Raw genomic sequence first — 24,490 nt, 5'->3', positions numbered from 1 at the left:
TTTTATTTTACGCTAAATACGCTACTGCCGCTACCACTTAGAAATTTATCTTTAAACTCATTCATATGTGGATAGAGATTGAAACATGGGGCAAAAAGATCATTTAGCTCCTCGTTTTTATAAATTTCAAGTAGCTCTTTGCTCTTTAAATTTTGCATCTTTTTTGCAGCATTAACGTCTATGTATTGTAAGAAATTGCTTCTAAATTCTTGATAAACCATCGGTGTGGAGCAAAAAACATTTGGCGTGAAGATATTTAAATTTGGCACTTCATCGTCAAATTCTTCTATGATCTCGCCTATGCCGCTTACATTTGCTGCTTTATAGCCACTTACAAAAAAGGCCACGTCTGCACCGATTTTAGAAGCTATTTGTATCAAATTTTCGCGTTTTATATTTAAATTTAGTTCGTCATTTACCATTAGCAAAAAGGTGGCAGCGTTTGAACTACCTCCTCCTAGACCAGCACCAATTGGGATATTTTTGTTGATGATGATTTTATGGGAGCTAAAAAACTCGTCGAGCTCGTTTGAAAAGCCGGCTCTTTTTAGCTCATCTATTGCTTTTTGGATGATGTTTTCTTTTATATCGCAGTTGCTACATTCTATAGCAAATGAATCTGACTTTTTAAAATAAATTTCGTCAAAAAGCTGCTCACAGAGAACAAAGCGCGATAAAATTTCGTGGTAGTTGCCTCTAGTGCCAACTATCTTTAAAAATATATTTATCTTTGCAAAGCTTTTCATTTCTCGATTTTTTTAGCTAGCTCGTGGATATCGGCTTCACTTGCAGTTTTTGTGGCATGGATATTTTCGTTTTTAATATCATTTGCTAGTTCACTTCTTAGTATCATTGTATTTCGTGGCGCTTCTATACCGAGTTTAACGGTATTTTTTGAAATATTTACTATGACAACTTTTATGTCATTTCCTATTAAAATTTCTTCATTTTCTTTTCTTGCTAGGATTAACATTTTTCAACCTTATTTAGAGTGTAATTTATAGTATCATCCGTGATTTGGATTACGCTCATAAATTTATCATAATTTAGCAAATAAATTCCTTGCTTTTGTGTTTCAAAATTGTTAATTTTTAATTTCTTACCATCTAGAATATCATTTATGTCCCCAAAGTATGTATTTTTCCGAATATTTAAAAAATCACAAATATTCAAAAATTTTTCATTTTCGTAGCAAAATTTGCCTTCACTTATCCTTTTTAATGAGCTTAAAGTTACATTATAACCAACTTTTTGCCCAAAAATTTCTGCATAAGAGCGGATGTAACTCCCCTCACTTACACTTAAACGAAGTGTCAAAAAAGGGTGTGAATAATTCAAAATTTCACTCTCATAAATTTCCATTGTCTCTGGCTTTAGCTCAAATTCTTCGCCGTTTCTAGCTAGCTTGTAGGCTCTTGTACCATTTACATGCTTGGCGCTAAATTTTGGCGGGATGTAGCTTATCTTGCCAGTCAGCTCACTTCTTATGGCTTCTAGTTTTTCTAAATTTATCTCTTTTACATTTGAAATTTCAGTGATATTTTCATTGTCCATGCTAGGACTGCTAGCCCCAAGCCAGATCGTTGCTTTATAGACTTTTGGGCTTTTGTCTAAAAATCTAAAAAATTTCGTATACGAGCCGAAAGCGACTATTAAACAACCGCTTGCAAATGGATCAAGTGTGCCTGAAAACCCAGCCTTTTTAACGCCGTATTTTCTCTTTAGTCGCCCTAAAAAGTGGTTTGAGCTCATGCCAGCTGGCTTATTTGCCACGAAGATGGCGTTCATACGGCCTTTTCCACGAAGCTTGACATTATTTCTCTTACATTGCCACCAAAATTTATGGTCAGTTTAAACTCTTTTTTGATCTTGCTAACCGCGCTCACCCTGCCAATACCAAAAATTTTATGCTTAACCAAGTCGCCTTTTTTAAATTCATTACTCTGTTCGATGACTAGCGAGCCATGCGTTATGCCACTTTCGCTTAAAAATCTACTTTTATTTAGTCTTGTTCGCTGACCCTTGTAAAAGCGTGAGTTTGCAAAGCTTAGACTAAGTGTTTTTTTGGCTCTTGTTATCGCAACGTATGCAAGCCTGCGTTCTTCTTCGATATCGCTTCCATCGCCAATTAGTGGGAAAAATCCCTCTTCAAGACCGATCACAAAAAGGTGCTCAAACTCAAGTCCCTTGCTCGCATGCACGCTCATAATGCTAATAGCTTCATCGCTGATGCCGTCTTGCTCACTTGTTAGCGTGATCTCGTTTAGAAATTCCTCTAGATCAAAGCTCGGATTTTGCTTGATCTGATCTTTTAAAACAGCGTAAAACTCATCGATATTTGCCGCTCTTTCAGCACCATCTGGCAAGCTCTCGTAGTATTTTTTCACACCAAATTTAGCTTCAAATTTATCTATCAGGTCAAAAACCGAGCTGCTTTCTTGAAGCTCTTTTAGGTTGTTTGCAAACTCAACAAGAGCTGATTTCACCTTTTTGCTAAAGGCTTCATCGTTATCAGAGATGTTTGAGATCGCCTCGTAAATGGAAATTTTGCCATCAAATGCCATTTTTTCAAGCTTATCAAGACTAACTTTGCCTAGTCCTCGCTTTGGGCGATTAATGATGCGCCTTATTGAAAAATCATCGTTTGGATTATTTATAAGCCTTAGGTAGCTAATAATGTCTTTGATCTCAGCTCGTTCGTAAAATTTTACGCCGCCGACCATTTTATAAGCGATTTGCTCTTTGTTTAGCCCATCTTCAAGCGAGCGAGAGAGTGCATTTATGCGGTATAAGATAGCGATATCTTTTGCCTGCACGCCTTTACTTAAAAGCTCTTTTATGCATTTTGCGATCTTGCCAGCCTCGACGCTCTCATCAAAGCTCTCTATCAAATTTACGGCTTCGCCTTCGCCTTTTGTGCCCACAAGCTTCTTGCCAAGGCGGTTGCGGTTATGATCTATCAGCTCGTTTGCAGCCTTTAGTATAGCTTCGCTCGAGCGGTAGTTTTTCTCAAGTCTGATGATCTTTACGTCGCTAAATTGATCTTTAAAATTTAAGATATTATCTATTTTCGCGCCGCGCCAGCCATAGATACTTTGGTCATCGTCGCCTACGACGCAGATGTTTTCGTGGCATAGACAGAGCTTTTTTAGGAGTTTATACTGAAGGTCGTTTGTATCTTGATACTCATCGACCATTATGTATTTGTATCGGTTTGAAATTTCTCTAGCAAGCTCTTCGTTTTCGTCTAAAATTTTATATGTAAGCCCGAGCAGATCGTCAAAATCAACAAGATTATTTGTCTTTAAATATTCTTCATATTTTTCATAAATTTGAGCAGCTTGTTTGTAAAAGTTATCCTTGCTCTTATCAAATGAAGAGAAATTTGCGTTTTTATAGACCTCTTCGACGCTTAAAAGTGAGTTTTTATAATTTGAAATTTCACTTGACAAAATCGCGGTTGCGACTGGGCTTTCAAAGCTTTTGATGATGCGTTTTTTATCATCTGTGTCGATTATGACGAAGTTATTTTTTCTGCCAAGCCTTTCAATGTAGAGTTTTAAAAACAAAAGTCCAAATTTATGAAATGTGCAAAGTAGCGGCGAGTAGTTTTTGCCGCTTTGGCTTAGCATCGCCATGGCTCTACTGCGCATCTCGTTGGCGGCTTTGTTTGTAAAAGTAAGAGTTAGTGTATTTGCCGCGTCTATGCCGACCTCGCCGATGAGGTAGGCAAGCCTAGTTGTGATCGTCTTTGTCTTGCCGCTACCAGCTCCTGCAAGTATGAGCATCGGACCATCTATATGAGTAGCTGCTTCGCGCTGGGCTTCGTTTAAGTTTGATAGTAATTTTTCCATTTTTTGCTTTTTAAATTTTCTTTTGATTTTAGCCAAAAATGCTTAAAATTACTATTTTTTCTTAAATATATCTTTATTTTTAGGATTTTGTAAAAAGACTGAAACCGATTTTTTTGTGTGGTCTGCTTGCTTCTCTTTTGGCTTGTAGATAGAGAAATTTACAAGGATCGGGCTATTTTCAACCAAAATTTGAACCACCGCACCAAGTGGAAAGGAGACCACAGAGGCAAAATTTTCACTACCAAATCCAGCCTCGAAGCTAAGCTCATCTTGCGTTAGTTTCGCACTCTCAAGCGTATAGCCACCAAGTGAAAACATAATGACTGGCATGCTAAAGCTTCTACTTATTTCATCTGGCAAGCTTGGCTCAAAGCTAACTAGCGGTAAATTTGCCATAACTGAGAAATTTACCCCCTTTTCAAGCAAAAAATCAATGCACTCATAGACGTGCATTTTCATTAAAAGCGAAAATTTCTCATCATCTAAAATTTCGTCTAACATCTTAATCCTTTGAAATTTCTAAAAACTCATCTACTAGCTTTTTAACCTCGTTTATGCCGATCTGCCAGAAATTTTTATCATCTATGTCAAAGCCAAATTTACCCACAAGCTCCCTTGGGCTAAGGCTGCCGCCAAGGCTTAAAAACTCGGTGTAAATTTCTACAAAATTTTTGCATTTGCCGCTTTTGTAAAGCCCAAAAAGTGCAAGTACAAGAAGCTGCGCGTAAGAGTAAGCGTAGCAGTAAAATGGCGTATGGATGAAGTGTGGGATGTAGCTCCACCAAATTTTGTAGTAGTCATTTAGCGTGACGCTTTTGCCAAACATCTTTTTGCTCTCTCTTAGCCAAATTTTATTTAGCTCATCTAGGCTGATCTCGCCTTCATGTGCGTGCACAGCTCGCTCAAATGTGGTGAAATTTATCTGGCGGTAAAGCGTAGCAAATATATCCTCGATCTTGCCAGCGAGCAGCGAAATTTTCTCTTTTTTGCTAAGGCCGCCTTTAATGTGATCAAAAACTAGCATCTCGCAAAAGACTGAAGCCGTCTCAGCCGTGGTTAGCGGGGTGTCTGAATTTAGGTAGCTTACACTATATGAGAGCTTTTGATGCACGGCATGGCCAAGTTCGTGGGCAAGCGTGAAAAGGTCTCTTCGTTGGTTGGTGTGATTTAGCAAAACGTAAGGGTGTGTGTCGCTTGATCCTGAGTGAGAAAAAGCTCCGCCTCGCTTGTTTGGTGCCGGAAAAACGTCGATCCAGCCGTCACTAAAAGCACTTTTGGCGATCTCGCCAAATTTTGGTGAAAATGTCCCAAACGCCTTTAAAACTATCTTTTTACACTCATCAAATTTATACTCGCCCTCACTGCTAAGAGGTGCGTATCTATCGTAGTCATAAAGCTTTTTAAGGCCTAAAATTTCTTTTTTTCGCTCGTAAAATTTAGAAACTAAATCGAAATTTTTCTCAGTTACGGCGATGAGTGAGTCAACGCTTTTTTTGGTGATTTGATTTTCAAGATGTCTTGGCTCTTCGGGTAGCTTGAAATTTCGCAGTTCGCAGCTAGTTTTTAGATCGGTTTTTATCATATTATATATGTAGCCAAGGAGGTGCTGGTGCTTGCTAAGCTCGTTTGAAAGGCTTTTAGCCGCTAGTTTTCGCACGCTTTGGTCGCTCTCATGAAGCTTAGCTAAAATTTCCTCTTCGTTTAAAAACTCGCCTTTAAATTTAAACCTCATCTTGCTCATACTCTCATCAAAAAGCCTTGAAAAGCCCTCAGCTCCGGTGCTTGCCGTGCGAAGTAGCACTCTCTCTTCTGCAACGCTTAGCTGGTGCGGTTTTGCTTTGGCGAGGTTGCTTAGATAGTAGCCATATTTTTTAGAGCTTTTTATGATCTCTTCTTGTTTTTTAGGGGCAAACTCATTAAATTTGATCTCAAAAAATATCAAATTTTCATTTGCTTTTGTCGCTATCTCATCGATCTTTGCGTAAAATGCGCCCTTACTTGTATCTTTGGCAAAATTTAAAAAGGCGTAAGTCATTACTTTTGAAATTTTAGCGATTAAGTTTTCATATTCAGAAAATGCCTTTAAAAACTCGTCTGTTTTTAAATTCTCATAATTTTCTAGGTATTTATCTTTAAATTTCTCGCACTCTTTTTGTAAATTTAGTGCGTTTTGCTCGCACTCTTTTTCGTTTGCAAAAAGTGCTTTTAGATCCCAAATTTGCATATTTATCCTTTAAATTTTTGGGACATTTTACAAAAAAATGGATAAAAGTAAAATTTCAGCCAAAATTTAGCTGAAATTTTATGAAGATTAGTTTGAAGTCTCTGAAGCTACGGCTGTAAAAAGAACGTCTGATGAGCTATTTAGCGCAGTTTCGACTGAATCTTGGATGACGCCAATAGTAAAACCAACTGTTACAAACTGCATAGCGATGTCATTGCTGATACCAAAAAGACCGCATGCTAATGGTACTAAAAGAAGTGAGCCGCCAGCCACGCCAGATGCGCCGCATGCACCAAGAGCTGAGATGAAGCAAAGAAGAAGCGCATCGCCAAATGTAACTGTGATAGATGGGATAGAATTTACCGCAGTAAGCGCTAAGATACTAATGGTAACTGCCGCACCACCCATGTTTATAGTGGCACCTAGTGGGATAGAGATAGAGTAAAGCTCCTCTTTTAGACCAAGCTTTTTACAAAGTGCCATATTTACAGGGATATTTGCGGCCGAGCTTCTTGTAAAAAATGCTGAAATAGCACTCTCTTTTAGGCAAATCATCACAAGTGGATAAGGATTTTTTCTAGTTAATACAAAAACCATGGCTGGATAGATGATAAATGCGACAACAAGCATTGCCCCAACAAGAACTAAGATCAGTTTTAGATATCCTGCAAGTACTTCAAACCCAGTTTCATGAATGCTGATAGTAACCATACCAAAGATGCCAAATGGAGCTAGTCTAATGATAAATTTAACAATATGAGTTACACCATCGCTTATGTCTTTAAATACTTTTTTGGTCTCAGCTGTGGAATTTCTAAGTGCTATACCACTGCCTACTGCCCAGGTAATGATGCCTATATAGTTGCCATTTGCAAGGGCGTTTATTGGATTTTCGACCATTTTATAAATGAGATCTTTTAAAACGTTGGTAATTCCTTGAGGTGCTGACATATCAGCGCTTGCAAGACCTTTTAAAGAAAGCTCCACTGGAAATAAGAAACTAGCAATAACTGCAACAACGGCTGCTAAAAATGTACCAATTAGATAGAGTGTAATGATCTTTTGCATACCTTTTGTATGACCAAAATCTCTTAAAATAATGGATGTTGCCACTAAAACAAAGACAAGAATTGGTGCGATAGCTTTTAAAGCGCCTTTGAATAAATCGCCTAAAACTGAAGCTGAAGCTGCGATAGAATCGGCTGAACTAGCTTTTTCTTTGGCTTCGTTTAGCTGTATGGCTTCATCTTGACTAAGGCGAGTTTTTATGACTTCATCTATGCTCAAACCACTTTCGTTTTGAATAGTTTGAATTTTAGCTGAGATCTTGTTGTAGGGAGCTGCTTCGTAGTGTGTGTAAAAGCCAACTAGGGCACCTAGGATGATACCAACTAAAATTTGAACTATCAAATTTCCATCGGCGTATCTTCTTGCTATGTTTTTAAGCATATTCATTTGACACCTTAATAAATTAGTTTTTTGTTGATTCTAGCTAAACAATTTTTAAATATAAAGAATTTGATAAAGATTAATTAGCTTTTTAAATAGATTTGTTACAATTGCACAAAATTTTAGTTAATAAAAGGATAAAAATGTATCTATTTACCTCTGAAGTTGTAAGTCCGGGCCATCCAGATAAATGTGCTGATATCATCGCTGATAGCATAGTGGATACTATTTTAACGCAAGATCCAAATGGACGCGTCGCAAGCGAAGTTTTTGTGGCTGGGAAAAATATAGTAATAGGTGGAGAGATAAACTCAAAGGTAAAACTCTCTTATAAAGACTACGAAAAGATTGTAAAAGACGCTCTTGCGCATATTGGATATGATGGAAAGAGCAATTTCACAAAAGAGCAGTGCTTGCACCCAGATGATATTGAGGTTAAAGTTTGCATAAATCAACAAAGTCCAGATATAAATCAAGGCGTTGATCAAAGTAGCGGTGAGATCGGAGCAGGCGATCAAGGTATTATGTTTGGTTTTGCAAGCTGCGAAGCAAAAGAATTTATGCCAGCAGCTATAACTTACGCAAGAATGCTTTGCGAAAAAGTATATAAATTTGCCAAAGCAAACCCTGATAAGCTTGGTGTTGATATAAAAACGCAAGTTACTATTGATTACGGTAGTAAAGACAACTTTGAAAACTGCAAACCTCAAAGTATCCACACTATCGTCGTTTCCGCCCCTTGCGTGGAGAGTATGAAGATAGAAGAGCTTCGCACATTAATACAAAAATTAATAGACGAAACTGGTCTTCCAAAAGAACTGTATAATAAAGAAAAAACGATCATTTACATAAACCCAACAGGCAGATATGTAAATCACAGCTCACTTCACGATAGCGGCCTAACAGGTAGAAAACTAATCGTTGATAGCTTTGGTGGATATAGTCCAATAGGCGGCGGTGCTCAGTCAAGTAAGGACTACACAAAGGTTGATCGCAGCGGACTTTACGCAGCGCGCTGGATAGCTAAAAATATCGTCGCAGCTGGCCTTGCAAAAAAATGTATCGTCCAGATAAGCTACGCGATCGGTGTTGCAAAGCCAACTTCAGTTAGCGTTGATACTATGGGAACTCACGCAATCGGCGTAAATGACGATATGCTTTCAAATTTTGTAAGCGAGCATTTCGCTCTAACGCCTCGCTGGATAACAAATAAATTTGGTCTTGATAAACCAAGCAAAGAGACCTTTTTATACGCAAAAGTGGCCGCAAAAGGTCAAGTGGGAAATGCAAAATACCCTTGGGAAAAGCTTGACGCTGTCGATACTTTCAAAGCTTTACTAAAAAAATAATCATATCAAAGTGGCTTTATTCAAAAGCTACTTTAAATCTCCCTTTTAAAACTCATCCCAAAATGCTTTTTTAGGCTTTATGATCTCGCTTTTTGAGCCATTTACGCTGTGATAGACCGCTTTATTATACTTTGTAGCGAGATGTTTTATCAGCACTTTTTGAAGCACAGGTTCGCTACTTGGCACAAACCAGCCGTTGTTTGTGATAGCCACGACTACGTCAAATTCGTCCTTATAAAGCTCCTCTCTTGTCGCTTCATAGCAGATAGCATTTCTGATTTTAATCCCGTCTATCTCATAGTCACTAAAATTTTCAGCCTTTTTAAAGTCGCTAGCTCCACCAAAAAATAGCTTATTTACCGCATCTTGCATAAATTTTGGCAGAGGAATTTCTTCGCCAAATGGCACTAAAAATTTCTTATCCATTCGCCTAAGAGTGCCATGTTGAAACAAAAAGGCGGAGTTATAAATTTGCTTATTTTCATAGGCAAGCGCACCAGCTACGATGATTATCTTTTTTGAAAGCTCTTTTAGCTCATCAACGAGCAGTGGCTCATTTGTCATAAATAATGGAAACGCGCTTTCAGGCAGCACGATGAGACGCTTTTGCTCGGCTATGGCGTTATTTATTAAGTCTAAATTTTCATTTGTAAATTCCATGCGTAAGCTTTTATCCCAGCGCACCCTTTGAGCTATGTCGGTATTTATTAGCTCCACGTCAAATGGCAAAGTCTTTGCCTCGCCACTTTTAAACTGCAAAGCAGCAATCAGACAGATAAAAGCTAGGATAAATTTTAAAATATTACCTTTTAAACTCAAAGAAATGGCTGCTAAAAATATAAATATAAGCCCCCTAATGCTTGGCTCAAAAGCTCCTAAAACAAGTGTCGCTTCAAGGTTAAACCAGTTAAAGCCAAATGGATGCACGTAGCTTATTAAAAATAGCAAAACAGCTCTTAGTGTCACAAAGCTTGGAAAAGAGGCTACCCAAAACATAAATCCGTAAACAATGGCTACAAAGAGAATGACAAAAGGTATGAGCCAAATAAGATCGTAGTAGAGAAAACTAAAGCTGATCCAATAAAACCATAAAATTCCTGTGAAAGATCCAGCCGCGAAAAAACCAGCTCTGCTTAAATTTATGATGATGTAAATTCCAGTCAAAGTTAGAAATGGCGAGATGAAATTTAAGAGCAAATTCTCGAAGAGGCTTAAAAAAATAAAGTTGGAGAGCAAAAAAGCACCGACAAAGGCTTTTATTATAATTTTAGTGCTAAAATGCCCATTTAAAAATCTTACAAATAAGGAAATCCATGCAAAACGCTGATTTTTTAACATCATTACTACCTCTTGTTGTGCTTTTCGCCATATTTTACTTTTTGGTTATTAGACCTCAACAAAAACAACAAAAAGCCCATGCAGCAATGCTCGCAGCTCTTGATAAAGGTGATAAGATAATAACTAATGGCGGACTTATCTGCGAAGTGATTAAAGCCGAAAATGATTTTATCAAAGTTAAACTTAACGATGATGTAATCGTTCGCATAGCACGCGAGTTTGTAGCTAAAAAGATCGAAGATAAATAATGCGTAACGCAAGAGTCACATATAGGCTAATTATCTTAATATTAGCCTTGATTTTTGGTTTTGGCTTTTCGGTGCCATCTTTTTTTCAAACTCAAAATGGGGCTAAAATTTCACTTGGCCTTGATCTTCAAGGCGGCCTTCATATGCTGCTTGGTGTTGAAACGAGCGAAGCTATTCACTCAAAAATAAAATCAATAGCTGGAAGTATAAATTATTATGCTAAAAAAGAAGATGTGCTCATTGATAAATTTAAGATTAAAGAAGAGAACATTGACTTTACTCTCCTTGATGGCGACGAAGCTCCAAAAGTAGATAAAGCACTAGCTGAGATAAAGGGCCTTGATATCAAAAAAGATGGTTTAAATTACAGCATATCTTTAACCGAGCAAGAAAGAACGGATACGATCGAGTATGCGATCTCGCAAGCTGTTGAAACCATCAGAAATAGACTAGATCAGTTTGGCCTAGCTGAGCCAACTGTTGCCAGACAGGGCAAAGATAATATCCTAGTTGAGCTTCCTGGTATAAAGACTGAAGAGGATGAACAAAGAGCAAGAGATCTTATCGCGAAGGCTGCTCACTTGCAGCTTATGGCAGTTGATGATAAAAGACAAGATCAGGCTAATACAATGAGCGATGCTGAAGCTGAAAGCTACGGCGATGTGATTTTTAAAGATGCTAAAAATGACCGCGTGAAATACGTCGTTAAAAATATCCCAGTGCTTGACGGCTCAATGCTAACTGACGCAAAGGTTGCATTTTCTCAGCAAAATAACCTACCGATCATAAATTTCACTCTTAACTCAGAAGGCGCTAGAATTTTTGGTGATTTTACTGGCGCAAATGTCGGCAAAAGGCTTGCCATCGTGCTTGATGGTAAGGTTTATTCAGCTCCAGTTATAAATGAAAGAATAGGTGGCGGCAGCGGCCAGATCAGTGGTGGCTTTACTCTTGATGAGGCTCACGACGTAGCGATCGCGCTTAGAAGCGGTGCACTTTTAGCCCCTGTTAAGATGCTGGAAAAAAGAAGCGTTGGCCCATCTTTGGGACAAGAGAGTATCAACCAAAGCATGGTAGCACTTGCTGCCGGATCTATCTTAGTCGTACTATTTATGCTAGTTTATTATGGAATTTCTGGAATTTTTGCAAATATAGCACTAGTTGCCGACGTCGTTATATTAGTAGCTGTTATGGCGCTTTTTGGGGCGACGCTTACATTGCCAGGTATGGCTGGTATCGTGCTAACGATCGGTATGGCTGTTGATGCAAACGTCATCATAAATGAACGTATACGTGAGCTTTTGCGTGAAGGTGTAGCGATAAGGACAGCTGTTCAAAAAGGCTATGAGCACGCTATGAGCGCGATTATTGATTCAAATTTAACTACTATCATCACAGTTGCGGTGCTTTACGCTTATGGCACTGGCCCAGTTAAAGGCTTTGCAGTAACAATGGCAATAGGTATCATGGCTTCGATGCTAACAGCTATACTTGGTACTCATGGCATGTTTGATGCTGCTATGGACAAGATAGAAAAAAGTGGAAATACCAGACTTTGGTTTGGTTATAAAAGGAGCTAATGATGCAAATTTTTACTAAAGCAAAAGTTTATGATTTTATGCGTTTTAGATTTGCTTCACTAGCATTTTCTATATTTTTATTTGTTGGCTCTATTGTTTTACTTGCTACAAAGGGGTTAAATTACGGCATTGATTTCTCTGGCGGTACGCTTATTCAGCTAAAATACGACACCAAAGCGCCACTTGATAAAATTCGTGATGCTTTTGGCACAAATGAAGTGCTTAAAAACGCCTCTGTTACTGAGTTTGGAAGCGAAGATGAAGCTGTTATTAGATTTTCAGGTTCAAGCTCAAATTTAACTGGCGACATTGGCACTGAGATAAAGCAAATTTTAAAAGATACTGGAAATTTTGAGGTAAGACGTGTTGATATCGTTGGACCAAAGGTTGGTGACGAGCTTAGAGAAAAAGGTTTGATGGCTCTTGGAATTTCTCTAATTGGTGTGCTAATTTACATCACATTTAGATTTGAGTGGCGTTTTGCTCTAGCTGCGATCGCAACTGAAATTCACGATATAGTTATAACTGTCGGTGCTATTTCGTTATTTAATATTGATGTAAATTTGGACACACTAGCGGCTGTTTTAACGGTGCTTGGCTACTCTCTAAATGATACGATTATTATCTTTGATAGGATCAGAGAGGGTATCAAAGAGAGTAAGAGAACTGATATTGAAGGTGTTATAAACGAGTCAGTTTCTGCTACGCTTTCAAGAACTATCTTAACTTCAGCAACTACGATGATGACAGTTCTTGTGCTATTTTTGTTTGGTGGAGATATGATACATGGATTTTCATTTATTCTTATCGTTGGTATTGTCATAGGAACGATCAGTTCGATCTATATCTCTTCGCCGTTTCTTATCTGGTTTAAATTTAGCATCGAGCATTTTAGAAGCAGAGAGACTGAAAAACAAAAGATAAAAAAAGAGCGCGAGAAAGAGCGTGCTATGTTTGAGAAAGGTGTTGTGTAAGGAGGGATAATGAACTGGGGAAAAGTTATCTACATATTTTTTGCGCTGATGAGTCTTACGACTACGGCAGAATTTTTATATGATAAAAATGAGATTGCGCTCTTTGTGGCGGCTAGTATAAATTTGGTTTCAACGCTACTTAAGATTGGTGTTAAAAATTTACTCTCAGCTGAGCTTTTTGCAAGCTCGCTGGTTGCTGATTTACACCTTATACCAGCTTTTGTTATTTTGCAGGTCTCTGAAAATATAACACTTAGCTATTCGTTGGCTATTGGCGCAGTCATTGCAAATATATTTTCACTAGCCTTGGTTTTAATAGAATCAAGCAAAGCTCAAGAAGAATTTTAGGAGAAAAAATGGCTGAAAAGAGAAAATATGAGCCTTTAAAGATAGAAAAAAAATGGCAAGAAATTTGGGATAAAAATGAAGAATTTGAACCAAAAGATGACCTAAGCTTGCCGAAAAAATATATCCTAAGTATGTTTCCTTATCCAAGCGGACGCATACATATGGGGCATGTAAGAAACTACTCTATCGGTGATGCACTGGCTAGATCGTATAGAAAAAGCGGCTACAACGTGCTTCATCCTATCGGCTTTGATAGCTTTGGTATGCCAGCTGAAAACGCAGCCATAAAACATAAAATTCACCCTAAAATTTGGACTTATGAAAACATTGACTATATGAAAAAAGAGCTAGCAAGCCTTGGCTTTTCATTTTCTAAAAAGAGAATTTTAGCCACATCTGACCCACTTTACACAAAGTGGGAGCAAAGCTTTTTTATAAAGATGTTTGAAAAAGGGCTTGTTTATAGAAAAAATGCAATTATAAATTGGTGCGAATACGATCAAACTGTGCTTGCAAATGAGCAGGTGGAGGATGGCAAATGCTGGAGATGTGGTAATGATGTGGTACAAAAAGAGCTTCCAGGATATTACTTTAACATCACAAAATACGCTAGTGAGCTACTTGATGATCTGAAGCTTCTTGAAGGCAAATGGCCAAATCAAGTAATCACAATGCAAGAAAACTGGATCGGCAGAAGCTACGGCTTGGAGTTTAAATTTTATCTTGATGAGGCTTCAAAAGAGGCTTTAGGTGGTAAATTTGATGGCTTTGAGGTGTTTACTACAAGGGCTGATACGATTTACGGCGTTAGCTACACAGCTCTTGCACCTGAGCATCCTATTGTAAAAGCGTTGCTTGAGAGTGATAAAATTGATGAAAGTAAAAAGACAAAGATAAAAACAATCCTAAATCAAAGCCCAAGAGAGCGTCAAGCGAGCGAAAAAGACGGAGAATTTTTAGGAATTTATGTCGTTCATCCACTTACCAATGAAAAAATCCCAGTTTGGGTTGCAAATTTTATCTTAGCTGACTACGGCAGTGGCGCTATTATGGCTGTCCCTGCACATGATCAAAGAGACTTCGAGTTTGCAAGTAAATTTAATCTTCCTATAAAGCCAGTCGTAAAGCCGCTTGAGGGCGAGAGCGACGGTTCTAAAGCATACTCTGAGTATGGAATTTCTATAAATTCTGAGCTTATAAATGGACTTGCTTCAGAAGAAGCTAAAAATTTCATAATAGAAAAATTTGAAAAAGATGGTTTAGGCAAAAGGATCACAAACTACAAACTAAGAGACTGGGGAATTTCTCGTCAAAGATATTGGGGTGCACCAATACCAGTAGTTCACTGCAAATGCTGCGGCGTAGTGCCTGAAAAAGAGGAAAATTTACCTATCGCGCTACCTGAAGATGTCGAGATCACAGGCGAGGGCAATCCTTTAGATAAACATCCAACTTGGAAATTTACAAAGTGTCCAAAATGCGGACAGGATGCGATCAGAGAGACTGATACGATGGATACGTTTGTGGAAAGTAGCTGGTATTTTGCTAGATTTGCAAGCGATGAGAAGACTTGGGAGCAAAAAGCGCTTGACGAGAAAAGCGTGAATTACTGGATGAATGTAGATCAGTATATCGGTGGTATCGAGCATGCGATCTTGCACCTTTTATACGCTAGATTTTTCCAAAAGGTCTTAAGAGATCTAGGCTATCTAAGAGATGACGAGCCATTTGAAAATTTGCTAACTCAAGGCATGGTCTTAAAAGATGGCAAAAAGATGAGCAAAAGTAAGGGCAACGTCGTAGATCCTGATGATATTATCAATAAATATGGTGCCGATACGGCAAGGCTATTTATCCTTTTTGCAGCACCTCCTCAAAAAGAGCTTGAATGGAACGACAGTGCAGTTGAGGGTGCATTTAGGTTTTTAAATAGGCTTTGGGAGAAGGCACAAACTATTAAAAAGATAGATAAACTACCTGAGATAGACCATGAAAGTCTAAACAAAGATGAGAAATTTGCAAGGCTAAAAATTTATGAAGCGCTTAAAAAATCAACTGAGGTTTTTGGCGACACATTTGCTTTTAACACACTAATCGCTGCTTGCATGGAGGCACTAAATGCTATAAACGCACAGGATAATGACGATATAAATGCTGAGGGCTTTTTCATCATCTTAAATTTACTAGAACCTATCGTGCCGCATATCGCGAATGAGCTTAGCGAAGAGCTTTTTGGCAGAAAAAATTTCACAAAGATAGCTGTAAAAGAAGAGGTTTTTGTAAAAGATAGCATCGCTCTTGCAGTTACAGTAAATGGCAAAAAAAGGGCTGAATTTGAAGTGGCAGCCAGCGAGAGTGAGAGTGAAATTTTAAAACTAGCTAAGCAAAACGTAGCTAAATGGCTTGAAGGAAAAGAAATTTTAAAAGAGATTTATATAAAAGGCAAATTAGTAAATTTCGTCATTAAAGGATAAATTTTGAGGTATTTTTTAGCGTTTTTTATTGCGATATTTATCTGCGGATGTGGTTATAAACCAGTTTCAAAGATCACAAATGATCTAGTTGGCGATAAAATTTACGTTGATGTGATTATCAGCAAAGAAGAGCCAAAAAATAGTGTTTGGATAAAGGATGCTGTAAAAGAGGGCATGGTCGCAAGGCTAAATAAAAATTTAGTAAGTAAAGAGAGTGCTGATGCTTTGATAATTATTTCGGTAAAAGATTTAAATTACGAAGCAATTATTTATGATGAGTTCGGCTACATTACGTCATATAAAGCACATTTAAGCTTAAATTATAAGACTAAATTTAAAGATGGCACCGTAGTTGATATTCTAGCCACTGGCGAGTATGACTTTAGTGTAGCAAGACGTCAAAAAGATGTAAGATTTGCTGACAGCATTCTTAGTGATACTCAAAAATACGAAGCTATCAAAGAGGCATCAAAAGAAGCCTTTGATGAGTATATCGCAAGTTTAGCGGTAAAAGGATATAGAAATGGCAGCAGTAACCGTTAGTCAAATAGTCAAGGAAGCCTTAAATGAGATCAAAGATCGCCATTTGATGCTAACGCCAGAGAATTACACTGAAGTCTATAATGAAATTTCTAAAAAATATGGCTTTACAACAGAAGAGAGTAAAAAGATAGAAAAATATATCTCAAGGCTTGGTGACGAATATAAAAATCAAGCCCTAAGCCTTCATATAAAGACGGTCGATGAGTTTGTCGCTTTTATGACTGCCAGGCTCTCCAGGGGTGCTCAACAAGGAGCAGGACTTGTGGCTGATGATAAAAAATTACAATCACTAAACGCATTTGCTAGAAGAATTCTACAAGCTATCTCAATGCTTCACAATAAAGATGCAAAAAGCTTAGCAGAGCAAAGTATGCAACTGCTCGCTAGAAGATATGATGAGAAAAATCTTGAAGAAATGTGCCTTAGATGGTTTGACTTTGTTAGTTCGTACGACACTGAATTTTTAGAATTTTTGAAATATTATGGTGTTAGAAATTTTGATGATTTAAAGACAATGAGTTCTGAACTTGAGAAATTTCTTACACAAAAAGATGAAGATGGCGAAGAGGATGTTTTAATTCAGCTTTTAAGCCTTACTCTTGAACCTTCTATTACAAAGGATCTTGATGAAGAGCTTAGCACGATAAGAAGTACTTTGAAGCAAAATCCTAAAACCTTAAATAGCAAAGAATTTCAAGAAAAAGTAAAGGCATTCGTTGATCGCAGAATAGAAGAAGATAGAACAGAGATCATAGAAAAAGTTGGTTCGCTAAATAATGTCTTGCAAAATATAAGCGAGAAAATTTCTGATATCGCGGTTAGCTCGCAAAGTAGTTCTGATAAAGTAAAAAGCATTAAAAATGATCTAAAAAATGTAAATTTAAATACAAATAGCATTGATCAAGTAAGAAGCATGCTTATTGAGATCGCTGGTGCTTTGGAGATCGAGAGCAAAGAGCTTGGTATTGAGATGCACAATAGGCAAGCTACTATCTTAGAGCTTCAAAATAGAGTGAATAGTCTTGAAAAAGAGCTTGAGGAAGCTAAGCTGGAGAGCAAAGAAGACTTTTTGACAAAGGTATCTACCAAGCGTGCTTTGATGAACGAGATTCAACGCATCGAAGAAGCATATAAACGCTATGGGACTGATTACTCTATATGCTTTGTTGATATTGACTTTTTCAAAAGCATAAACGATACTTATGGGCATGAGGCTGGAGATGTTATTCTTTCAGCAGTGGCTCAAGTGCTTAAGAAAAACGCTAGAAAGGTTGATTTTGTTGGTAGATATGGCGGTGAAGAATTTGTAATCTTACTTCCAAGTACTGGCTTAAAAGATAGTGTTAAATTTGGAGATAAGCTAAGAAGTATGATAGAAAATTTCAAATTTATCTATAAAAATGAGCGCATCAAAGTTACTATCAGCTCTGGTATAGCGACAAGAAGTGCAAATTTAAGCGAGACGATGACGCTTGAAGCTGCTGATAAGATGCTTTATCTCTCAAAAGAAAATGGTAGAAATCAAGTAATGCCAAAGATAATCGAGGAAAAATGAGCCTAGCTAAATTCCTTGATGGCAAACCACTTTACTATAAAGAGATTGACTACGGCAGGATCATTAGAGCGTATGCGACTATAAAAGAGCACATAAAGCCATTTAAGATTATTCACATAATAGGCACAAATGGCAAAGGAAGTACTGGCCGCTTTTTAGCGCAAATTTTAGGTCAAAACGGTGCAAAAGTAGGGCACTACACGAGCCCTCATATATTTAAATTTAACGAGCGATTTTGGCTAAATGGTGAGGTTGCTAGCGATGAAATTTTAGAGGCAGCTCATGAGCGTTTGCAGGCTCTTTTAAGCGACGAGTACAAGATAAAAACGAGCTATTTTGAGTATATGACGCTGCTTTCTGCGGTGCTTTTTGAGGGTTGCGACTACTTTGTCTGCGAAGCTGGTATGGGTGGTGTACTTGATGCGACAAATGTCTTTGAAAAAGAGCTAAGCATTTTTACTCCGATCGGCTTTGATCACACCGCGATATTAGGCAATAGCTTAGAAGAAATTTCGCGCACAAAATTTGAAGCAATGGGCAAAAGAGCTATTTTAAATGATGATATGAACGAGATAAGCGTTGCTATCGCAAGAGAGATCGCAAGCGAGAAAAAAGCAGTTTTAAGCTTCCCAAGAGAAATTTTAACCAAAGAAAATTTAAACGAGGTCACAAATTATGCAGATAAATTTAATCTTCCAGAGTTTTTACGATCAAATTTAACTCTAGCCTACGCTGCGGCTAAAATTTTAGATAGCGATATAGACATAAAAAAGCTTGGCGCTTTGTCGCTTCGTGGTAGATGCGAAAAGATCGCTTCAAATTTATACGCTGATGTCGGTCACAACGAGCTTGGCGCAAAGGCTGTGGCTAAGAAATTTAGCTCTAAAGAGTTTAGTGACAAGAAGATAACACTAGTTTATAACTCATTTTTAGATAAAGATTTCAAGGCAGTTTTGGCAGCTTTAAAGCCAGTCGTCGAGGATGTGCTACTTTATCACTACCACTGCGAGGGCAGGGAGCTTGGCGGAGAGCTCATAAATAAAGCGCTAAACGAGCTTGAAATTTCACATAGAGAGTTTGAGCCAAGCGATATGAACGATATAAAAGAGGCAAAAAACGGCAAAATTTATCTAGCCTTTGGCTCATTTCATCTAGCCGAAGCCTTTTTAAAAGAGTACTATGCAAGCAAAGGTCTATGAGTATCTTTTAACGCACGCCCCACAAATTCTCATCTGCGAAGATGATAAGGAGGCGGCACTCTGCGCTGATGCGGCTAGTTTTGCTGGCTTTAGCGCATTTAAACTACCTGATTTTAGAGCTAAAAAGGGCGATGATCTAAGAAGCTTTAACGAAGAGCTTTTTGAAATTTCATCCGTTCTTAGCAAATACTATAAATTTGATGGCAAAAAGATTATCATTAGTCCATTTAGCACGCTTTTAAACACACTTCCAACGCAAAAAAACCTAGAGAGCTCAACAATCAAGCTAAAAGACAATCTAAATTTAAGCGAATTTGCCGACTTGCTCATACGATTTGGCTACGAGTGCGTCGATATCGTTGAGAGCGTTGGCGAGTTTAGCATTCGTGGCGAAGTCATTGACATTTACGGCGTAAATATGGACGATCCTGTTAGAATTTTACTCTTTGGCGATGAGGTGGAGAGCATCAGAAACTACAACACCGCAACGCAAATTAGCAATAAAGCTGAGTTAAGCGAAGCCGAGATCGTGCCATTTATCGCAAATTTGAGCAAAGATGAGTTTGAAAAGGTCAGCCAAAAGATCGAGGATATGCAAAGCGACGCCTTGGTGAATGATCTAAATTCACTTGGATTTTGGGCGATAGATAGCTTTAGCGACTACTTAAAAGTTTTTGACTCAAAGCTTGTTAAAAAAATCGATTTTGAAATTTATGATGTGCCCAAGGAGAAATTCAAGGGCATTGAAATTTTGCCTGAGCCAAAGGTCTATAAAGATCTAGAAGTTACTTTAAATTTTGACTTTTTTGAGCTAAATAAGAGCAAAAGCATAACCGTTCTTTCAAGAAATGAGGGACTTTTTAAGGGCTATGAGCTTGATGGCTTTGCTAACGTAAAGCTTGAAATTTCGCCCCTTGTAGTAAATTTAACCTCAAGCGACAAGATCGTAGTATCACTAAATAAATTTGAGAAAAAAAGGCGAGTTAAGCGCTCAAGCCTCGTGGTGGATGAGCTAAAAGTAAATGACTACGTCGTGCATGAAGATTATGGTATAGGCCGTTTTTTAGGCCTTGAAAAGATCAAGGTTTTGGGCGCGACAAAGGAATTTGTAGTAATTGCCTACCAAAATGACGACAAGCTTCTTTTGCCAGTTGAACATCTAAATTTGATAGACCGCTACATCGCTCAAAATGGCTCTATGGCGGTGCTTGATCGCTTAGGTAAGGCAAATTTTGCCAAGATAAAAGAAAAGGTTAGAGAAAAACTCTTCGCAATCGCTTCAAAGATCGTAGCAATGGCGGCAAAAAGAGAGCTTGTGGCTGGTAAAATTTTGCAAAAAGAAGACATCTCTTATCTAAATTTCGTTCAAGATGCTGGCTTTTCATACACGAGCGATCAGCAAAAAGCGGTAAATGATATAAGGGATGAGCTAAAAAGTGGCAAGGTGATGGATAGACTGCTTAGCGGAGATGTTGGCTTTGGCAAGACTGAAGTTGCGATGAATGCTATATTTACCTGCATAAAATCAGGCTTTAGCGCATTTTTCTTTGTGCCAACGACACTTCTTAGCTCACAGCATTACAAGACGCTAAGCCAAAGATTTAGCAAATTTGACATAAAGGTCTTTAGGCTAGACCGCTTCTCAAGTGCAAAAGAAAAGGCGAGCCTACAAAAAGCACTAAAAGAAAATGAGCCGATAGTTTGCGTGGGAACGCATGCACTTCTTGGTGTAAAGGCTGAAAATTTAGGGCTTATAGTGGTTGATGAAGAGCATAAATTTGGCGTTAAGCAAAAAGAGCAGTTAAAAGAAATTTCTCAAAATTCACACATCTTAAGCATGAGTGCCACGCCGATACCAAGAAGCCTAAATATGGCGCTTAGCAAGATAAAAACATATAGTATTTTAGCCACTCCGCCAAGCTCAAGGCTGGATGTTAGGACAAGTGTGAGAGAGTGGGACGAAAAGGTCGTCAAAGAGGCAATCATGCGTGAGCTAAGACGTGGTGGGCAGACTTTTTACATTCACAACCACATCGCAGACATAGAGCAGACAGCAAATGATCTAAGAAAAATTTTGCCAAAGCTTAGGATCTTGATACTTCACTCAAAGGTAAATGCAAAAGTTACTGAAGATGAGATGATGAAATTTGAGCGAGGCGAGTATGACTTGCTGCTTTGCACCAGCATCGTTGAAAGCGGCATCCACTTGCCAAATGCAAACACCATAATCGTAGAAAATGCCAATAAATTTGGCATGGCTGACCTGCACCAGCTGCGCGGACGAGTTGGCAGAAGCGACAAGCAGGCCTACTGCTACTTTTTGGTTGAGAATAAAGATACCATTAGTAAAGACGCGCTAAAACGTCTTGTGGCACTTGAAGGCAATTCATTTTTGGGTGCTGGCTCGGTGTTAGCATATCACGACCTTGAGATAAGAGGTGGTGGTAACATCATAGGCGAGGCACAAAGCGGCCACATCGAGGCTATCGGCTACTCGCTATATCTAAAAATGCTAGAAGATGAGATCAACAAGCTTCTTAATCAAGACTCCGCAAAGCTTGACAAGATCGATCTAAAGCTTAGCGTAAGCGCCTTTTTAAATCAAGAATTTATAAGAGAAGATAGACTAAGGCTTGAAATTTACAGACGCCTTAGCAAGTGTAAAGAGGTGGGCGAGGTCTATGAGATACAAAGCGAGCTTGAGGATAGATTTGGCAAGATAGATACGTTTACAAAGCAGTTTTTAGATGTTATCATCATCAAAATTTTAGCTCTAAAAGCTGGCATAAAAACGATCTCAAACAGCGAGCAAAACATACTAATAACAAAAAATGATAATGAAAAGATAAGGTTAAAGTCACGTAGCAAGGACGATGACGATGTTTTGGCTGAAATTTTGGTCTATCTAAGAAAGGATAAGAAGTGATAGATTGGGGCGTGAAGTACGCAGCGATTTATAAAAGTACAAAAGAGATGTTAAAACCAGTTGATGATATCGATTTTGTTGATATCGACTCACTTTATGGGCTAGAAAAACAAAAAGAAATTTTACTAAAAAATACTCTAAATTTTATAGATGGTAAGGATGCGAACCACGTGCTTCTTTGGGGTGAGAGAGGATGTGGCAAGTCAAGCCTTGTAAGGGCTGTTTTTACTAAGTTTTATAAAGCTGGACTTCGCATAATCGAGCTTGGATGCGAAGATCTAAAATACCTTGGTGACATTATCGACGAGATTAGAAAAAGCGAGTTTAAATTTATCATTTTCTGCGATGATCTAAGCTTTGAAAATGGCAGCAATGAGTATAAATTTCTAAAGCCTATCATGGATGGCTCTATCCAAAAGCCGCCAAAAAACGTCCTTTTATACGCTACTTCAAATCGCAGACACCTAATAAGCGAGTTTAAAAGCGAAAATGAAAACTCACAGTTAATGGACGGCGAAATACATTACAGTGACGCAGCTCAGGAGAAAATTTCTCTTTCAGATCGCTTTGGTCTTTGGATTAGTTTTTATCAGGGTAACTACGATGAGTACCTAAAAATGGTTGATTTTTACTTTAAAGAGTACTCCGGTGATAGGGAAATACTTCACAGTCTTGCTAAAAATTTCGCCACTCTTAGAGCTAGCAGGAGCGGCAGGACGGCAAAGCAGTTTTATCTCACATTTAAAGAAAATTTCAAATGACATCAACCGATTTATTTTTAACCTTATTTAATCACAAAAGCAGAAATTTGGATGAGCTAAAATGGCCAGGAGAGGGCACTTTTGAGGTTATTTTAGGTGCTATTTTGGTGCAAAATACCAACTGGAAAAATGTAGAAAAAGCATTAAATAATCTAAAAAGTACCGGAAAAAATAGCCTAAATGGTATTTGCGAGCTTGAAAACAGCGAGCTTGCCACGCTCATAAAGCCAAGTGGCTTTTATAACACAAAGGCAAAGCGGCTAAAAACGCTTTGTTTGGCGATAAAAAACGAGTTTGGCGATTTTGAAAATTTTAAAGAAAATGCCAGTCGCGAGTGGCTAATAAATGTAAAAGGTGTTGGGGCTGAGACTTGTGATGCGATACTGGCATATGCTTGTGGCAAGCCATACATGGTTGTTGATGCTTATGTGCTTAGGATAATGGCGTATTTTGACTATAATTTCGAGTGCTACGACGAGGCGGCTGAGTGGCTTAGCTCGCTTGATTATGATGAAATTTATAAATTTCTTGATAGCTCAAAATTTGACGAAGTTGAAATTTTAAAGCTATATCATGCTCTTGTTTTGGAGTTCTGCAAAGAAAATTTCAAAGGCAAATTTCTAAGCGAAGACGGGCAAAAAGTACTCAATAGTATTAAAAATTGAAATTTTTATATTAAATTTGGCATAAATTAGGACTTTTTATGTTTTATTTTAAATTCTGTGCTAAATTTACTTAAAATTTATTTTAGGAGAGGCAATGATCTACGATAATATCCTTAAAACAATTGGTAATACGCCTATTGTAAAGATAAAAACAGGTGCTGATGAGGCTGAAATTTATGTAAAGCTAGAGTTTTTTAATCCAGGCGGCTCTGTAAAAGATAGGATCGCATTTAATATGATAACTAAGATGCTAGCTGACGATACGCTAAAACATGGTGATACTATCGTTGAGCCAACGAGCGGAAATACTGGCATTGGTGTAGCGATGTGTGGTGCTGCACTTGGTTTTAAAGTGATACTTTGCATGCCAGAGAGCATGAGTATCGAAAGACGTAAGATCGTAGCTGCTTATGGTGCACAGCTTGAGCTTACTCCAGCGTCTGGTGGCATGAAAGCAGCGATCGCAAGAGCTACAGAGCTAGCAGCTCAGCCAAATCACGTAATGCTAAGCCAGTTTGAAAACAAGTATAACCCACAAGCTCACGAACTAACAACAGCAGCTGAAATTGTGGCTGATTTTAGTAAGCTTGATGCATTTGTAGCTGGCGTTGGCACAGGTGGTACAATAAGTGGCGTAGCAAAAATTTTAAAAGAAAAAGGCTATGATACTAAGATCATCGCAGTTGAGCCTGAAGCATCGCCGGTTTTAAGTGGTGGCAACCCAGGGCCGCATAAAATTCAAGGCATTGGAGCCGGATTTTTACCAAATACTATGAATATGAGCCTAGTTAGCGAAGTGGAAAAAGTAAGTAACGATGACGCACTAAACGCAGCTAGAGCAATTGTAAAAAGTGATGGACTCATGATAGGCATAAGTGGTGGTGCTGCTTACGTGGCTGCAAAAAGAGTAGCTAAAAGACTTGGCGCTGGCAAAAAAGTACTTTTCATAGCTCCAGATAATGGCGAAAGATACTTAAGTACAGAGCTTTACGGAGCATAAAAA

Annotated in this window: 21 protein-coding genes; 13 read left to right on the top strand and 8 right to left on the bottom strand. The window is 38.1% G+C overall.

Going from position 1 to position 24,490, the window contains the following annotated elements:
* Window positions 1-2 precede the first annotated feature (2 nt).
* From CVS92_RS02160 to sstT, 7 genes are all read right to left on the bottom strand, one after another.
* Complete coding sequence (locus tag CVS92_RS02160) at window positions 3-746, bottom strand: 4-(cytidine 5'-diphospho)-2-C-methyl-D-erythritol kinase (protein WP_107788354.1); 744 nt, start codon at window positions 744-746, stop codon at window positions 3-5.
* Complete coding sequence (csrA, locus tag CVS92_RS02155) at window positions 743-973, bottom strand: carbon storage regulator CsrA (protein WP_021090864.1); 231 nt, start codon at window positions 971-973, stop codon at window positions 743-745. Before csrA ends, CVS92_RS02160 begins: the two co-directional genes overlap by 4 nt.
* Window positions 967-1,788: a tRNA pseudouridine(55) synthase TruB gene (gene truB, locus CVS92_RS02150; protein WP_107788353.1), complete on the bottom strand. Its 822-nt coding sequence runs from the start codon at window positions 1,786-1,788 to the stop codon at window positions 967-969. Before truB ends, csrA begins: the two co-directional genes overlap by 7 nt.
* Window positions 1,785-3,854, bottom strand: a complete 2,070-nt coding sequence (locus CVS92_RS02145) for an ATP-dependent helicase (RefSeq protein ID WP_107788367.1) — start codon at window positions 3,852-3,854, stop codon at window positions 1,785-1,787. The genes truB and CVS92_RS02145 overlap by 4 nt, the downstream gene beginning before the upstream one ends.
* 51 nt (window positions 3,855-3,905) lie before the next feature.
* Window positions 3,906-4,355 carry a hypothetical protein gene (locus tag CVS92_RS02140; RefSeq protein ID WP_084040650.1) on the bottom strand — a complete coding sequence of 150 codons (450 nt, stop codon included), beginning with the start codon at window positions 4,353-4,355 and terminating at the stop codon, window positions 3,906-3,908.
* 1 nt (window position 4,356) lies between these two features.
* On the bottom strand, window positions 4,357-6,078 hold the full coding sequence (locus tag CVS92_RS02135) for a M3 family oligoendopeptidase (RefSeq protein WP_107788352.1): 1,722 nt from the start codon (window positions 6,076-6,078) through the stop codon (window positions 4,357-4,359).
* An 87-nt stretch (window positions 6,079-6,165) separates the two neighbouring features.
* The gene (sstT, locus tag CVS92_RS02130; RefSeq protein WP_413784232.1) at window positions 6,166-7,533 is read right to left on the bottom strand and encodes a serine/threonine transporter SstT; all 1,368 of its coding nucleotides are present in this window, start codon (window positions 7,531-7,533) and stop codon (window positions 6,166-6,168) included.
* A gap of 137 nt (window positions 7,534-7,670) precedes the next feature.
* Between sstT and metK the strand changes: the two genes are divergently transcribed.
* On the top strand, window positions 7,671-8,876 hold the full coding sequence (gene metK / locus CVS92_RS02125; RefSeq protein ID WP_107788351.1) for a methionine adenosyltransferase: 1,206 nt from the start codon (window positions 7,671-7,673) through the stop codon (window positions 8,874-8,876).
* A 45-nt stretch (window positions 8,877-8,921) separates the two neighbouring features.
* On the opposite strand, the gene CVS92_RS02120 is transcribed toward metK, so the two are convergent.
* On the bottom strand, window positions 8,922-10,214 hold the full coding sequence (locus tag CVS92_RS02120; protein WP_199906398.1) for an apolipoprotein N-acyltransferase: 1,293 nt from the start codon (window positions 10,212-10,214) through the stop codon (window positions 8,922-8,924).
* Between CVS92_RS02120 and yajC the strand changes: the two genes are divergently transcribed.
* The 12 genes from yajC (at window position 10,190) to cysK (ending at window position 24,487) form a co-directional block, all read left to right on the top strand.
* Entirely contained in the window at window positions 10,190-10,462 is a 273-nt protein-coding gene (gene yajC / locus CVS92_RS02115; RefSeq protein WP_021090619.1) for a preprotein translocase subunit YajC, read from the top strand. The two genes, CVS92_RS02120 and yajC, sit on opposite strands and share 25 nt — an antisense overlap.
* The gene (secD, locus tag CVS92_RS02110; RefSeq protein ID WP_107788349.1) at window positions 10,462-12,042 is read left to right on the top strand and encodes a protein translocase subunit SecD; all 1,581 of its coding nucleotides are present in this window, start codon (window positions 10,462-10,464) and stop codon (window positions 12,040-12,042) included. The genes yajC and secD overlap by 1 nt, the downstream gene beginning before the upstream one ends.
* Window positions 12,043-12,044: 2 nt before the next feature.
* Window positions 12,045-13,016 (top strand): protein translocase subunit SecF, encoded by a 972-nt coding sequence (secF, locus tag CVS92_RS02105; RefSeq protein WP_107788348.1) that lies wholly within the window; start codon window positions 12,045-12,047, stop codon window positions 13,014-13,016.
* Between the two features lie 9 nt (window positions 13,017-13,025).
* On the top strand, window positions 13,026-13,364 hold the full coding sequence (locus CVS92_RS02100; protein WP_021090699.1) for a DUF6394 family protein: 339 nt from the start codon (window positions 13,026-13,028) through the stop codon (window positions 13,362-13,364).
* Window positions 13,365-13,372: 8 nt separating this feature from the next.
* On the top strand, window positions 13,373-15,838 hold the full coding sequence (gene leuS, locus CVS92_RS02095; RefSeq protein ID WP_107788347.1) for a leucine--tRNA ligase: 2,466 nt from the start codon (window positions 13,373-13,375) through the stop codon (window positions 15,836-15,838).
* Window positions 15,839-15,841: 3 nt separating this feature from the next.
* Window positions 15,842-16,381, top strand: a complete 540-nt coding sequence (lptE, locus tag CVS92_RS02090; RefSeq protein WP_107788346.1) for an LPS assembly lipoprotein LptE — start codon at window positions 15,842-15,844, stop codon at window positions 16,379-16,381.
* Window positions 16,362-17,936, top strand: coding sequence for a GGDEF domain-containing protein (locus CVS92_RS02085; protein ID WP_107788345.1), 1,575 nt, complete (start codon window positions 16,362-16,364; stop codon window positions 17,934-17,936). The genes lptE and CVS92_RS02085 overlap by 20 nt, the downstream gene beginning before the upstream one ends.
* The gene (locus tag CVS92_RS02080) at window positions 17,933-19,135 is read left to right on the top strand and encodes a Mur ligase family protein (protein WP_107788344.1); all 1,203 of its coding nucleotides are present in this window, start codon (window positions 17,933-17,935) and stop codon (window positions 19,133-19,135) included. Before CVS92_RS02085 ends, CVS92_RS02080 begins: the two co-directional genes overlap by 4 nt.
* On the top strand, window positions 19,116-22,061 hold the full coding sequence (gene mfd / locus CVS92_RS02075) for a transcription-repair coupling factor (protein WP_107788343.1): 2,946 nt from the start codon (window positions 19,116-19,118) through the stop codon (window positions 22,059-22,061). The genes CVS92_RS02080 and mfd overlap by 20 nt, the downstream gene beginning before the upstream one ends.
* Window positions 22,058-22,822 (top strand): ATP-binding protein, encoded by a 765-nt coding sequence (locus tag CVS92_RS02070; protein WP_107788342.1) that lies wholly within the window; start codon window positions 22,058-22,060, stop codon window positions 22,820-22,822. The genes mfd and CVS92_RS02070 overlap by 4 nt, the downstream gene beginning before the upstream one ends.
* A complete protein-coding gene (locus CVS92_RS02065) occupies window positions 22,819-23,487 on the top strand; it encodes an endonuclease III domain-containing protein (protein ID WP_107788341.1) in 669 nt (222 codons plus the stop codon). Before CVS92_RS02070 ends, CVS92_RS02065 begins: the two co-directional genes overlap by 4 nt.
* Window positions 23,488-23,581: 94 nt before the next feature.
* A complete protein-coding gene (cysK, locus tag CVS92_RS02060) occupies window positions 23,582-24,487 on the top strand; it encodes a cysteine synthase A (RefSeq protein WP_107788340.1) in 906 nt (301 codons plus the stop codon).
* Window positions 24,488-24,490: the final 3 nt, after the last annotated feature.

The sequence above is a fragment of the Campylobacter concisus genome, assembly GCF_003048555.1.
GTDB classification, from domain to species: domain Bacteria; phylum Campylobacterota; class Campylobacteria; order Campylobacterales; family Campylobacteraceae; genus Campylobacter_A; species Campylobacter_A concisus_AO.
This window is presented reverse-complemented; position numbering and strand designations above follow the sequence as displayed.

What these genes read in the sequence shown, in the direction of transcription:
- CVS92_RS02160 (WP_107788354.1), bottom strand. Translation starts at nt 746, where the DNA reads ATGAAAAGCTTTGCAAAGATAAATATATTTTTAAAGATAGTTGGCACT.
- csrA (WP_021090864.1), bottom strand. Translation starts at nt 973, where the DNA reads ATGTTAATCCTAGCAAGAAAAGAAAATGAAGAAATTTTAATAGGAAAT.
- truB (WP_107788353.1), bottom strand. Translation starts at nt 1,788, where the DNA reads ATGAACGCCATCTTCGTGGCAAATAAGCCAGCTGGCATGAGCTCAAAC.
- CVS92_RS02145 (WP_107788367.1), bottom strand. Translation starts at nt 3,854, where the DNA reads ATGGAAAAATTACTATCAAACTTAAACGAAGCCCAGCGCGAAGCAGCT.
- CVS92_RS02140 (WP_084040650.1), bottom strand. Translation starts at nt 4,355, where the DNA reads ATGTTAGACGAAATTTTAGATGATGAGAAATTTTCGCTTTTAATGAAA.
- CVS92_RS02135 (WP_107788352.1), bottom strand. Translation starts at nt 6,078, where the DNA reads ATGCAAATTTGGGATCTAAAAGCACTTTTTGCAAACGAAAAAGAGTGC.
- sstT (WP_413784232.1), bottom strand. Translation starts at nt 7,533, where the DNA reads ATGAATATGCTTAAAAACATAGCAAGAAGATACGCCGATGGAAATTTG.
- metK (WP_107788351.1), top strand. Translation starts at nt 7,671, where the DNA reads ATGTATCTATTTACCTCTGAAGTTGTAAGTCCGGGCCATCCAGATAAA.
- yajC (WP_021090619.1), top strand. Translation starts at nt 10,190, where the DNA reads ATGCAAAACGCTGATTTTTTAACATCATTACTACCTCTTGTTGTGCTT.
- CVS92_RS02120 (WP_199906398.1), bottom strand. Translation starts at nt 10,214, where the DNA reads ATGTTAAAAAATCAGCGTTTTGCATGGATTTCCTTATTTGTAAGATTT.
- secD (WP_107788349.1), top strand. Translation starts at nt 10,462, where the DNA reads ATGCGTAACGCAAGAGTCACATATAGGCTAATTATCTTAATATTAGCC.
- secF (WP_107788348.1), top strand. Translation starts at nt 12,045, where the DNA reads ATGCAAATTTTTACTAAAGCAAAAGTTTATGATTTTATGCGTTTTAGA.
- CVS92_RS02100 (WP_021090699.1), top strand. Translation starts at nt 13,026, where the DNA reads ATGAACTGGGGAAAAGTTATCTACATATTTTTTGCGCTGATGAGTCTT.
- leuS (WP_107788347.1), top strand. Translation starts at nt 13,373, where the DNA reads ATGGCTGAAAAGAGAAAATATGAGCCTTTAAAGATAGAAAAAAAATGG.
- CVS92_RS02085 (WP_107788345.1), top strand. Translation starts at nt 16,362, where the DNA reads ATGGCAGCAGTAACCGTTAGTCAAATAGTCAAGGAAGCCTTAAATGAG.
- CVS92_RS02080 (WP_107788344.1), top strand. Translation starts at nt 17,933, where the DNA reads ATGAGCCTAGCTAAATTCCTTGATGGCAAACCACTTTACTATAAAGAG.
- mfd (WP_107788343.1), top strand. Translation starts at nt 19,116, where the DNA reads ATGCAAGCAAAGGTCTATGAGTATCTTTTAACGCACGCCCCACAAATT.
- CVS92_RS02065 (WP_107788341.1), top strand. Translation starts at nt 22,819, where the DNA reads ATGACATCAACCGATTTATTTTTAACCTTATTTAATCACAAAAGCAGA.
- cysK (WP_107788340.1), top strand. Translation starts at nt 23,582, where the DNA reads ATGATCTACGATAATATCCTTAAAACAATTGGTAATACGCCTATTGTA.